Origin of the sequence: Capnocytophaga sp. ARDL2 (genome assembly GCF_041530365.1) — a bacterium.
Taxonomy (GTDB): Bacteria; Bacteroidota; Bacteroidia; order Flavobacteriales; family Flavobacteriaceae; genus Flavobacterium.
In genome coordinates, this window is sequence record NZ_CP168034.1 from 2,074,666 (window position 1) to 2,087,442 (window position 12,777).

At 34.7% G+C, this 12,777-nt stretch carries 11 protein-coding genes and 1 tRNA gene; 7 read left to right on the plus strand and 5 right to left on the minus strand.

The window, feature by feature from the left end; translation table 11 throughout:
- Window positions 1-4 precede the first annotated feature (4 nt).
- The 3 genes from AB4865_RS10470 (at window position 5) to hppD (ending at window position 3,332) form a co-directional block, all read left to right on the plus strand.
- Window positions 5-661, plus strand: coding sequence for an HAD family hydrolase (locus AB4865_RS10470; protein WP_372473241.1), 657 nt, complete (start codon window positions 5-7; stop codon window positions 659-661).
- Between the two features lie 130 nt (window positions 662-791).
- Window positions 792-1,949 (plus strand): homogentisate 1,2-dioxygenase, encoded by a 1,158-nt coding sequence (locus AB4865_RS10475; RefSeq protein ID WP_372473242.1) that lies wholly within the window; start codon window positions 792-794, stop codon window positions 1,947-1,949.
- 222 nt (window positions 1,950-2,171) lie between these two features.
- Window positions 2,172-3,332, plus strand: coding sequence for a 4-hydroxyphenylpyruvate dioxygenase (hppD, locus tag AB4865_RS10480; protein ID WP_372473243.1), 1,161 nt, complete (start codon window positions 2,172-2,174; stop codon window positions 3,330-3,332).
- Between the two features lie 66 nt (window positions 3,333-3,398).
- Here hppD and AB4865_RS10485 read toward each other — a convergent pair whose 3' ends face one another.
- The 4 genes from AB4865_RS10485 to AB4865_RS10500 all read right to left on the minus strand — a co-directional run bounded on the left by AB4865_RS10485 (window position 3,399) and on the right by AB4865_RS10500 (window position 9,532).
- Window positions 3,399-6,047, minus strand: coding sequence for a DNA gyrase/topoisomerase IV subunit A (locus AB4865_RS10485; protein WP_372473245.1), 2,649 nt, complete (start codon window positions 6,045-6,047; stop codon window positions 3,399-3,401).
- A gap of 268 nt (window positions 6,048-6,315) precedes the next feature.
- On the minus strand, window positions 6,316-8,169 hold the full coding sequence (locus AB4865_RS10490) for a DNA topoisomerase IV subunit B (RefSeq protein ID WP_372473247.1): 1,854 nt from the start codon (window positions 8,167-8,169) through the stop codon (window positions 6,316-6,318).
- Window positions 8,170-8,350: 181 nt separating this feature from the next.
- A complete protein-coding gene (locus AB4865_RS10495) occupies window positions 8,351-9,046 on the minus strand; it encodes an OmpA family protein (RefSeq protein ID WP_372473249.1) in 696 nt (231 codons plus the stop codon).
- Window positions 9,047-9,067: 21 nt separating this feature from the next.
- Window positions 9,068-9,532, minus strand: coding sequence for a lipocalin family protein (locus AB4865_RS10500; RefSeq protein WP_372473251.1), 465 nt, complete (start codon window positions 9,530-9,532; stop codon window positions 9,068-9,070).
- A 295-nt stretch (window positions 9,533-9,827) separates the two neighbouring features.
- On the opposite strand from AB4865_RS10500, the gene AB4865_RS10505 reads away from it, so the two are divergent.
- The 4 genes from AB4865_RS10505 to AB4865_RS10520 all read left to right on the plus strand — a co-directional run bounded on the left by AB4865_RS10505 (window position 9,828) and on the right by AB4865_RS10520 (window position 12,291).
- Window positions 9,828-9,902 (plus strand) — tRNA-Pro (locus AB4865_RS10505).
- 46 nt (window positions 9,903-9,948) lie between these two features.
- Window positions 9,949-10,272 carry a septum formation initiator family protein gene (locus AB4865_RS10510; protein ID WP_372473253.1) on the plus strand — a complete coding sequence of 108 codons (324 nt, stop codon included), beginning with the start codon at window positions 9,949-9,951 and terminating at the stop codon, window positions 10,270-10,272.
- Window positions 10,273-10,275: 3 nt separating this feature from the next.
- Window positions 10,276-11,592, plus strand: a complete 1,317-nt coding sequence (locus tag AB4865_RS10515; RefSeq protein ID WP_372473255.1) for a methylmalonyl-CoA mutase family protein — start codon at window positions 10,276-10,278, stop codon at window positions 11,590-11,592.
- Window positions 11,593-11,607: 15 nt separating this feature from the next.
- Window positions 11,608-12,291 (plus strand): hypothetical protein, encoded by a 684-nt coding sequence (locus AB4865_RS10520; protein ID WP_372473257.1) that lies wholly within the window; start codon window positions 11,608-11,610, stop codon window positions 12,289-12,291.
- On the opposite strand, the gene AB4865_RS10525 is transcribed toward AB4865_RS10520, so the two are convergent.
- The gene (locus AB4865_RS10525) at window positions 12,286-12,747 is read right to left on the minus strand and encodes a hypothetical protein (RefSeq protein WP_372473259.1); all 462 of its coding nucleotides are present in this window, start codon (window positions 12,745-12,747) and stop codon (window positions 12,286-12,288) included. The two genes, AB4865_RS10520 and AB4865_RS10525, sit on opposite strands and share 6 nt — an antisense overlap.
- Between the last annotated feature and the right edge of the window lie 30 nt (window positions 12,748-12,777).

The following is a 12,777-nucleotide window of genomic DNA, read 5'->3' on the forward strand; positions in this document are numbered from 1 at the left end:
CACAATGATAAAAACAGTAATTTTTGATATGGACGGAGTAATTGTTGATACAGAACCTGTTCATAAATACGCTTATTTCAAACATTTTGAAGAATTGGGCATCGATGTAACCCCAGAATTATACGCCACTTTTACGGGAAATTCTACCAAAAATGTTTACCAAAAAATCAAAAATTTATTTGGAGTAGAAGGTGAAGTAAATGATTTGGTTTTGAGAAAAAGAGCTATTTTCAACGATGCATTTGATACAAAACCCAATTTGGAATTGATTTCAGGTGTTGAAAACCTCATCAAAGATTTACATAAAAATGGTTTGGAATTGATATTGGCTTCATCAGCTTCTAAAAGTACGATTGAAAGAGTATTCCGCCGTTTTTCATTAGACCAATATTTCTCTCACAAAGTAAGTGGAGAAGATTTTCCAAAATCTAAACCAGATCCATCGATTTTCTTACACGCAGCATCGCTATCAAAAAATGCAAAAGACGAGTGTATCATCATCGAAGATAGTACAAGTGGAGTAAAAGCTGCCAATGCAGCTGAAATTTTCTGCGTAGGGTATCACAGCAAAAACTCAAAATTGCAAAATTTAGACGGTGCTAATATGACCATCAATGATTTTAGTGAAATCAATGCGGAAATTGTTAAAAAACTGAACTAATATTTAACGTATTCCTATTGATTATTTTTCTCAAAACATTCGACTTTTTCAAAAAAAATTCAGATATTTGAGTAATTTTTACTGTAACAATTAAAAACACTATTTGTTTAATATAAAAAATATAAAGTATATGCCGTTATATCACAAATTGGGTAATATACCTCCAAAAAGACACACCATCTTCAAAAAACCAAATGGAGATTACTACTACGAGCAATTGTTTGGTACGATTGGATTTGATGGAATGTCAACCAACTCGTATCACGAACACAGACCTACTCAGGTAAAAGAAATCAAAGGTTCGTATTGCGTTGCTCCAAAAATTGCTAAAGCAAACAACATTCAATCATACCGATTGAGAGGATTTCAAGTAAAACCAGAGGTAGATTTCTTAGAAAGTAGAAAAGCGGTTTTAACCAACAGCGATTGTACCATTGTTTTGGCAGCTCCGACTGGAAAAACGCAAGATTATTTCTACAAAAACACCGATGCAGACGAATTGATTTTTATTCACAAAGGTTCTGGAAAATTGAGAACCATGTTGGGTAATTTAGATTTTAAATACGGTGATTACTTGTTGATTCCTCGTGGAATTATCTACAAAATCGATTTTGACACAGAAGACAATCGCTTGTTTATTGTAGAATCTCGCCGACCTATTTATACACCAAAAAGATACCGCAACTGGTTTGGACAACTTTTGGAGCATTCTCCATTTTGCGAAAGAGACATTCGTCGCCCAGAAGAATTGGAAACTTACGACGAAAAAGGAGATTTTTTGATAAAAGTTCGCAAACAAGACGAAATTTTTAATATGGTATATGCCACTCACCCTTTTGATGTGATTGGTTATGATGGATACAATTTCCCTTATGCCTTTTCAATTCACGATTTCGAGCCGATAACAGGACGCATACACCAACCGCCTCCAGTACACCAAACTTTTGAAACGGATGCGTTTGTAGTATGTTCGTTTGTCCCTCGTTTGTACGACTATCACCCAGATGCTATTCCAGCACCATACAACCATAGCAACATTGATTCTGATGAAGTTTTGTATTATGTAGACGGAGACTTTATGAGTAGAAACGACATCGAACCAGGACATATTTCATTGCACCCAGCTGGTATCCCACACGGGCCACACCCAGGAGCAATGGAAAGAAGTATTGGTCAGAAAGATACTCAAGAATTGGCAGTAATGGTTGATACTTTCAAACCTTTGATGGTAACAGAAGAAGCTATGAAAATCGCCGACGAACAATATTACCAATCTTGGTTAGATTAAGATATTTTTCACCACAATAGAAACAGAGGAAACATAGTTTTTTTTTCTCACAACAACTTATGTTTTCTTTTAAAACGAAGTTCCTCTGATTCACTGTAGTAAAAAAATTAGGTGTCCATGTAGTAAAGAATTAACCTTCCCCACCCTTTGGGCACCCCTTCCTAAAGGAAGGGAAATTCGTAAAACTAAACAACAATAGTAATTAACAAAATAAGTCAAATTATGGCACAAGAATTAAAATCTGTAGAATACGGATTAGAAAAAATATTTGAAGGAGCACAAGATTTCCTTCCTATTTTAGGAACTGATTATGTTGAATTTTATGTAGGAAATGCAAAACAAGCGGCACATTTCTACAAAACAGCTTTCGGATTTCAATCAGAGGCTTACGCTGGATTGGAAACTGGAATGAGAGACAAAGCGTCTTATGTAGTAAAACAAGACAAAATCCGAATTGTATTGACTACGGCATTGAACTCTCAATCTCCAATCGGAGAGCATGTGAAAAAACACGGAGACGGTGTAAAGATCGTTGCTTTGTGGGTAGAAGATGCTCGTTCTGCTTTTGAAGAAACTACTAAAAGAGGTGCAAAACCGTATTTGGAGCCAACTATTACTTCTGACGAAAATGGTGAAGTAGTACAAGCAGGTATCTATGCGTATGGTGAAACTATCTTCATGTTCACAGAGCGTAAAAACTACAACGGAAAATTCTTACCAGGATATGTAGATTGGAAATCTGACTACAACCCAGAGCCAGTAGGATTGAAATACATCGACCACATGGTAGGAAATGTGGGATGGAACCAAATGAATGTATGGGTAAAATGGTTTGAAGACGTAATGGGATTTGTAAACTTCTTGTCTTTCGATGACAAACAAATCACTACTGAATATTCTGCATTGATGTCTAAAGTAATGGCAAACGGAAACGGAAGAATCAAATTCCCTATCAATGAGCCAGCTGAAGGATTGAAACGTTCGCAAATTGAAGAATATTTGGATTTCTACGAAGATGAAGGTGTTCAACACATTGCAGTAGCAACTGACGACATTATCAAAACGGTTTCTGCTATGAAAGCAAGAGGAGTTGAATTCTTATCAACACCACCTCAAGCGTATTATGATGCGATTCCAGAGCGTTTGAAAGACCACATGAGCAAATTTAAAGAAGATATCAACGAATTACAAAAATTGGGTATTATGATTGATGCTGACGACGAAGGGTATTTGTTGCAAATCTTTACAAAACCAGTAGAAGACCGTCCTACTTTGTTCTTTGAAGTGATCCAAAGAATGGGAGCAAGAGGATTTGGAGCTGGTAACTTCAAGGCTTTGTTCGAATCTATCGAAAGAGAACAAGAATTGAGAGGTACATTGTAATATATGTTTCCATAATATATTTGTTTTAATTTTGTGAAAAAAGCAGTCGAAATCGACTGCTTTTTTTTATTCCAACTTCAACCCCATTTGTCCGTCTTCTTCGATTTGTAATATACTTTCGTCCAAATCTTCAAAAAGTGTAGTTGATACTTCTTCTACTGGTGGCTCGTAGGGTAATGATTCTAATAAATTGATGTTTTTTATTTTGTCTGAGGTCAATTGATTTCCTTGGGCTTTAATACCTTTTACAGCAATAAATTCTTCAAAATTTACCGTAATTGATTCTTTTTGCACTCCTTTACTCTTGGCAAAAATCACCTCGGCCATTGGTCGATAATCCGTGGAAACTATTTCCAATCTCGCATACGGATGTTCGGAAATAAACAATTCTTCTTTGTTTTCGTTTTCAACCATAAAACGTTTTACAAAATATTTGTCTTTTTCTGGATCAAAATAGATAGCTGAAATCGGCTTGCCTTTAATCCATTTTTCCAACACAATCATATCATCATCAAAATGTGTGGTCAATTCTGGAACGATGGTTTTCAATTTTCCTGATTGTGAAATAATCAATAAGCGATCTTCTGGCTTGAATTCGCCCAACAACTCCCCTCTTCCATCTACATTCAATCGCATAACGGCATCGTCAAACCAAATTTTTCTTGGTCGTAGGGTTGATATTCCCTTTTCTTTCAATTCAATTTTCTTTATCGAATATTTAGACACTAAATTTCCTTTCGACGAACGACCTTTGATGAGCAATTCTGCAAAATCTAAGTCGAATTTCAACTTTTTCACATTGCTCAATTGTCGTAACAATACAGTTACCACCTCGGCTTCACCGTTTGGATTGGCTGAGAAATACAAAATCTGAGAACCTGGTTTTCCTTGGGTTAAATCATACACTTTATCACGAGTTACCCCATTGACATTGAAGCGTTTTACATACGATGCACCGCTTTTTCCATCTCGGTAAATCATATTGTAAATGGTGCGTTTGTCGTTTTTGTCAAACACCGCTACATGGATTATATCTTTTCCTATGAATTTTTTATCATCTACTTTGGTAATCACCATTTCACCATTTCGCAAAAAGACAACCACATCGTCTATATCCGAACAATCTGCTACATATTCGTCTTTTTTCAAACCTGTTCCGATAAATCCTTCGGCTCTGTTTACATATAATTTGGTATTTCTCAACACCACTTTTGTTGCCTCGATGGTATCGAAACTACGCAATTCGGTTTTTCGTTCTTTTCCTTTACCGTATTTTTCTTTCAACTGCGAAAAATAATTGATAGCAAAGTCGATGATGTGTTCAATATTGTATTTTACACGCTCTATATCGCCTTCCAAAGCATCGATTTTTTCTTGGGCTTTATCAAGGTCAAATCGAGAAATTCTCTTGATTCGTATTTCGGTCAATCGCACCAAATCGTCTTGAGTTACCGCTCTACGCAAGTGTCCGATATGAGGTTGTAGTCCTGTATCGATGGCGTGTAATACACCTTCCCAGGTTTCCTCTTCCTCGATGCGGTGATAGATGCGATTTTCGATAAAGATGCGTTCCAAATTGGCATAATGCCACATTTCTTCCAATTCGCCCAACTCGATTTCCAATTCTTTTTTGAGCAAATCCACCGTTTGATGAGTAGAGCGTTTCAACATTTCAGACACACCGATAAACAATGGTTTATTGTCTTGAATCACACACCCCAATGGAGCAATCGACACCTCACAATTGGTAAAGGCATACAACGCATCTATGGTTTTGTCTGGCGAAACACCCGACGGAAGATGAATGAGGATTTCTACTTCTGCTGCGGTATTGTCCTCTATTTTCTTGATTTTGATTTTTCCTTTTTCATTGGCTTTCAATATACTATCAATCAATGAAGAAGTATTGGTAGAAAACGGAATTTGTGTAATCACCAGCGTACTCTTGTCTAACTGACTGATTTTTGCACGAACTCTCACACGACCGCCTCGCATACCGTCATTGTAGTTGGATACATCGGCAATCCCCTGTGTTGGAAAATCGGGATATAAGGTAAATGGTTTATTTTTAAGTATTTTTATAGACGCATCAATCAATTCGTTGAAGTTGTGTGGCAATACTTTGGTCGAAAGCCCCACGGCAATTCCCTCGGCTCCTTGAGCCAATAGCAACGGAAATTTCACTGGCAAATTGATGGGTTCGTTTTTACGACCATCATACGACAATTGCCAATGCGTAATCTTTGGAGAATACAATACTTCCAAGGCAAATTTACTCAAACGAGCCTCTATATACCTCGATGCCGCTGCTTCGTCGCCTGTATAAACATTACCCCAGTTTCCTTGAGTATCAATCAACAAATCTTTTTGACCAATCTGAACAATGGCATCGGCGATACTCTGATCTCCGTGTGGGTGGTATTGCATGGTATGCCCCACCACATTGGCTACTTTGTTGTACCTACCGTCATCTAACTCTTTCATAGAGTGCATAATACGCCTTTGAACGGGTTTAAAACCGTCTTCGATAGCGGGTACAGCTCGTTCCAAAATCACATACGAAGCATAGTCGAGAAACCATTCTTGGTACATACCCGTTACACGGATAATACTCTCATTGGCAGGTTCTATCGGCTCGTTTTGCAATTCGTTTTCTTCATTTTCTAAGGGAGAAAGATTTGCATCTATTGGGTCTTGATTGATTTCGTTACTCATTTTTGATTTTCGTAAAATATTTTTTGGGTTTACGCAGATTTTCAATTGAAATCACTTTGCGTTTACTTTGATTTTAGCAGATAACACAGATTTTCACACTATTATGAATAAACCTACTGTTTAAAATACACCTAGGGTGTTAGAAATATAGCCACGAATTACATAATTTTTCATATTTTTTTCACCTACGGTATTTGAATTTACACAAATTATTTCGCTCTGTCGGCTTTGCCTCTTATCTTAATACTTGATACTTAATACTAAAAAACTACTTCTCTACTTCGTCTAATTCTACTTTTAGATTGTTGATGATAAATTCCTGACGGTCTGGAGTATTTTTCCCCATATAAAATTCCAACAACTGCTCAATGGACATTGATTTGTCGAGCATTACTGGGTCTAAACGAATGTCTTCGCCTATGAAATTTTTAAATTCGTCAGGTGAAATTTCCCCCAATCCTTTAAATCGAGTGATTTCTGGTTTGGGTTTCAATTCTTCAATGGCTGCAATACGCTCTTCTTCGGTGTAGCAATAAATGGTTTTCTTTTTATTTCTCACACGAAACAAAGGTGTTTGCAATATATATAAATGTCCGTCTTTGATTAATTCTGGGAAAAATTGCAAGAAAAAGGTAATCATCAACAGGCGAATGTGCATTCCATCGACATCGGCATCGGTTGCCAATACAATATTGTTGTATCGCAAATCGCCCATGTCTTCTTCTATATTCAATGCAGCTTGTAGCAAATTGAATTCCTCGTTTTCATATACAATTTTTTTGGTCATTCCGTAAGTATTGAGTGGTTTTCCACGCAAACTAAACACGGCTTGAGTATTTACATCTCGAGATTTGGTAATCGACCCGGAAGCCGAATTTCCCTCTGTGATAAACAGCGTACTTTCTAAATATCTTGGATTTTTTACATCGGTCAAATGAATACGGCAATCACGCAATTTTTTGTTGTGCAAACTTGCCTTTTTTGCTCGTTCTTTTGCCAATTTTCTGATACCAGACAATTCTTTTCGTTCGCGTTCGGCTTGAAGAATTTTTCTGAGCAATGCATCGGCAACTTCTGGATTTTTGTGCAAGAAATTGTCCAAATGCGTTTTCACGAAATCGTTGATGTATGTTCGTACCGTTGGCAAATCAGGTCCCATATCGGTAGAACCCAATTTGGTTTTGGTTTGTGATTCAAACACCGGCTCTTCTACCTTGATAGAAATAGCCGCCACGATAGACTTACGAATGTCTGATGCCTCAAAGTTTTTGTTGTAAAATTCTTTCAGCGTACGCACCACCGCCTCTCTAAAAGCTGCTAAATGCGTACCCCCTTGCGTAGTATTTTGTCCGTTTACAAAAGAAAAATACTGTTCGGAATATTGTGTTTTACTGTGAGTTAAAGCCAATTCTATGTCATAACCTTTTAGGTGAACAATAGGATAAATGGCTTCCTCTTGGGTAATATTTTCTTCTAATAAATCTTTTAATCCGTTTTCAGAAACAAATTTTTCGCCGTTGAAAATTATGGTCAATCCCGTGTTGAGATAACAATAATTTTTCAACATGCGTTCTATGTATTCTCGTCTGTATTTGTAATTTTTGAAAATTGTATCATCGGCAATAAACGAAACTTTTGTACCTTTTCTGCGAGTGGTTTCTGTGATAGGTTCTTCTTGGGTGAGATTTCCTGCCGAAAACTCAGCCGCTTTCAGTTGATTATCACGCACTGATTCTACACGGAAATAAGTAGAAAGGGCATTTACTGCCTTGGTACCTACTCCGTTGAGTCCGACAGATTTTTTAAAGGCTTTGGAATCGTATTTTCCACCGGTATTCATTTTAGACACTACATCTACCACTTTCCCCAACGGAATACCACGACCATAATCGCGTACGGTTACGGTTTTGTCTCTCAGGGTAACCTCGATGGTCTTACCAGTACCCATAACAAATTCGTCGATACTGTTATCGATTACCTCTTTTATCAAGATGTAGATACCATCATCGGGTGTAGAACCATCTCCGAGTTTTCCGATATACATACCCGGACGCATACGGATATGCTCTTTCCAGTCGAGTGATCGGATATTATCTTCGGTATATTGTGTGTTTTGCTCCATGAAAATACAGTTTGATGAGAATATAGTGCAAATATAATAAATTTTAATGAGTAGTAATCAGGTATAAACAGGTGGATTTAGAATGTAGTATATTTTGATATTTTACAAGAAAAAAGCAGTCCTTTTAGACTGCTTTTATTTAAACGTTAAACAATTAATTATTATAAAATCAAACAACTTCTTAATAACTATTTGCTTCTTTTCTTGCTGCTTCGATCATATCATCATTTGCAACAATTGCAAATTCAACACGACGGTTTTGAGCACGACCTTCAGCCGTATCATTAGATGCAACTGGGTCAGCTGCTCCCATTCCTTTTGTATTGATACGTTTTGTACCGATACCTTGAGAAACTAAATATTTTTTTACAGCATCAGCTCTACGTTGAGACAATTTTACATTGTATTCATCTTTACCTACGCTATCAGTATATCCATAAATCATCACTTCCGTTTGGTGATTGTCAATAAACACTTTAGAGATTTTTTTCAAATTACTTTGAGCAGTAGAAGTCAAATCAGAAGAGTCAAAACCAAAATTAACAGTATTTTCTTTCAATACTACACGGATTCCTTCTCCTACTCTTTCTACTTCAGCACCAGGCAAAGTAGCTTGAATATCTTGAGCTTGTTTATCCATTTTACGTCCGATGATAGCACCTGCAGTCCCACCAACAACTCCTCCTAAAACAGCTCCTAAAGCACTGTTTTTATTTTTTACATTGTTTCCTACTACTCCACCTAAGATAGCTCCAGCGGCAGCACCTACTGTAGCACCTCTTTGAGTATTGTCACTGTTTTTTACAGCATTACAGCTTGTCATTACAGATCCTAAAACCATAGAACCTACCAATAAACTAATTCCTACTTTTTTCATATTACACTACTTTTTGTATTATTATTTTCCGTTTTTTTCAAATGTGTACGTGATCGTTGCCTCTGTAGAGTTGTCAATCAACTTGAATGATTCTTTGGTTACATCATACAAATACATTGCATACCCCTCTTTCATATCTTTTGCTTTTACACCATCAACAAATTTTAACTGAAAGGTTCCATCCTGTTTTACATTCCAAACAAAATTTGAAGTAAATTCAGGACATTGGCTACCTGTACCTTGCATAGTCAACACACCTTTATTGTTGTTAGGTACAAATTTCCAAACAGTACCTTCAAAACACGAAGCATCTGCTACATGAAAAGGTTTTACTCTGTAATTTTCAGACACACTTACACGTGCTAATGTCCACTCTCCTTTCAATTTGATTTGAGTTGGCACATCATTTTTATTTGCTGTTGCAGATTTACATCCTACAAATCCCAATGAGAAAACTGCTGCAAGCATAAAAACTGTTTTTTTCATATTCAAATGATTTTTTATTTATAGGCAAATATAAACAATAATCATACCTTTCTACTGAATTTATTATATTTTTTAACAGTTTTTTTTACTTATCATTACATAAAACAATAATCTTTTCAACAAAACTCAATTTTACTTTCAATTCAAAATATTAATAGCTAAAAAAAGGTTATAAATTATTATACAATTCATTTTCAGAAACATAATTTCTTTATGTAAAATTTCAAATAAAATTTCATAAAAATTATTTGCATAATCAAAAACAAAATTCTATCTTTGCAAAGAATTTTTCAGACGGGGTGTAGCGTAGCCCGGTTATCGCGCTTGGTTTGGGACCAAGAGGTCGCAGGTTCGAATCCTGCCACCCCGACAACTGCAAAATAATATTTTGCAGTTTTTTTTTATCATCACTCAGTATGTACAACTCTATCCAGTCATTTTTTAAGAAAAAAAAATATGGTAAACGTGCTCTCGTTCTTATCATTAGTACGTTGTTTTTCCTTGCATGGGTGTTGTTTTTAGATACTTATTCTTACAGTGATCGATTGAAAATTACCAAAGCCATTGACAGGCTAAACGAGGATAAAAAATATTATTTGGAACAAATAGAATTGGATAAAGCTGAAATAAAACGTCTGGAAAATATCGAAGAACTAGAAAAACATGCTCGACAAAAGTACTTTATGAAACGTACAAACGAGGATATTTACATCATAGAAATCGACGAACAATACAAATAATCAATGTCCACTCCTTTTGATTTCCCTTATATCTCTGCTAAACAATGGAAAAATTCTATTCAATTTCAATTGGACGGAGAGGATTATGCTACGCTAATCAAAAAAACTACTGACCAGGTTTCTATCAAACCGTTTTATCACCCAGATGAAGATTTTCACACTTTAAACTGGAAAATAAACACTCAACTTTCGTTGTGTTTTCCTCTTTTTTTTCATCCAGAAAGAAATTTTTCAATCGATGCTTCAGAGTTTAATTATAGTCAAAACATTTCTTGGCATTTTTCTTCTAAGCTTTCTTTGATTGAAAATACTTTTTCTTTACCAAAAGATATTCATCAGCAATTTGTCTTTTTTAATAAGTACGACGAAAATTCGGTTATTTCTTTTTATAAAAAATATTCTTCATCAAACATTCATTTGGCTTATGACCCAATTTATCATTTGGCAAAAGAAGGAAATTTTTATGACAATTATAAAAATGACATCAAACTTTATAAAACAATTTCAACCCAGTTTTCTAAATTTTTTTCTCTATTTATAGACACTACAATTTATGCTCAATCGGGTGCAACTGACGTACAGCAAATTGCTTTTTCTTTAGCTCATCTCAATGAATATTTGACAATTATACCAAATTTTGAAGGAAAAATCATAATAAAATGGGCGATTGGAACTGACTTTTGGGTAGAAACAGCAAAATTTCAAGCGTTTGAATATTTATTACAAATTTTACTTGCTGAATATTCTACCAACTGTTCGTATGAATTTTTCACAACTGCGTCCAATCGTTGGACTTGTAATATCAATAGTGAATGGAACGAACTCGCACTAAACAATGCCTTACAAATCGCTCATACAATAAATAGTAGTTTTCACGAAATTCGAACAGCAAATCAAAAATCGAAACGAGATTTTAACGAAAACAAAATAGCATACAATCGTAGTAAAAAAATGCTCGATGAATGGTCACTCCCTACTACAAATACTTTATTTACAAATAGTTTGAGTGTACAATTGGCAGAAAAATCGTGGGAATTATTCAAAAAAATCGAGAGAAATGACGGTCTTATTTCTCAATTGTTTAAAGGTACTATTCAAAAATCTATTGCTGAAGCGGAACTAAAATCGACGGAAAAATTTTTAAATAACAACAAAGAGTATTTCATTAGTTTTGAACCTATTGCAAAAGAATACATACAAAATCATACAATGTATTTCAAAAAGATTTTAAGTAAAAATATAAGAAAAACAAAAATACGTCCGATTATAGAAAAAAATGTATGGACACCTTTTTATCGAAACATTTTTTATAAAAAATAATTCACAAAACTAATTATGCGAAAAAATTTTCAAAATACTCATCTAAACATCACATCTTCTGATTTTGAACATTTTCCTCAACTGTTTACAGCTGCTGGTTTTTCGCCATATATCCGTGGATATGAAGTGTTGCCAAAGTCTGTAATAAAATGCTATTCTTTTGAAAAGGAAAAAAACTACTTTATTGACAGCAATCAATCTTCAAAGGTTCAAAAGATAGTTTTTGATTTAGAAAGCAAAGTTCCAACAATTGAAATAATAAATTCAAATGAAAAAATTGTTTATTGTTGCAATCATCAAACTATAGAGGAATTGAACAATTTTATTGACTTTTTTATTAAAAATTACTCAAAAAACACTATTTTCGGTATTAATTTCACAAAAAATCTCATTAAAAACATTGCACTAGTTCGTGCGTTAAGAGCTCATTTTTCGCAAATCAACCCTGCTTTCAAACCAGAAATTGCCTTTATAGTTTCGGAGGAAAACATTCAACTTTCTGATTATTTTTCTACGATAAAAACAGCGAGTGAATGTGAAATTACTTCTATATTTTTCAACGAAATTCCAACTATTCAACCAGCAACTCAGTCCTTATTTTCATCATCATTTTCTCACCCTATCGACCCTTGGGCTGGAAATGATGAAGTAGAACAATTTACTTTGGAATTTATTGTAATGTTACAAAACAACTTATAATTGTTTCATATTTTCGGCAAATTTTGCTCGAATATCCATATAATTTTTAAAATACGTACTCGAAAAAACCACCAAAGGCGTTTGATTAGAAACCAAATAACAATATTCTTGGTGACGTCCTCGCGTACGAAAATTTCTTAATACAAAACCATCAAAATCTGAATACGCATATACATACGTACGTCCCAAACCTAAAAACTTTTTTACTTCAAATCCGTTTTCAGTAAACGAAATTTTTGCCATTCGCATATTGATTTCTACAAAAAGTCCCCAAAAAAGCACAAAAAAATTGATGATTCCTAAAAATACATAAAAAACCGTCAATCCCCAATTTCCATCTAAATATTGAAACACCTGTTCTATATTTGAAAATTTATACAACAAAAATTGAATAAGTGGAAATGTAATAATTAAAAGGGCATAAAAATATGCGGTTGTTGTAAATTGAGATTTCATATTTTAGAGATATTTTTACAAATGTAATTT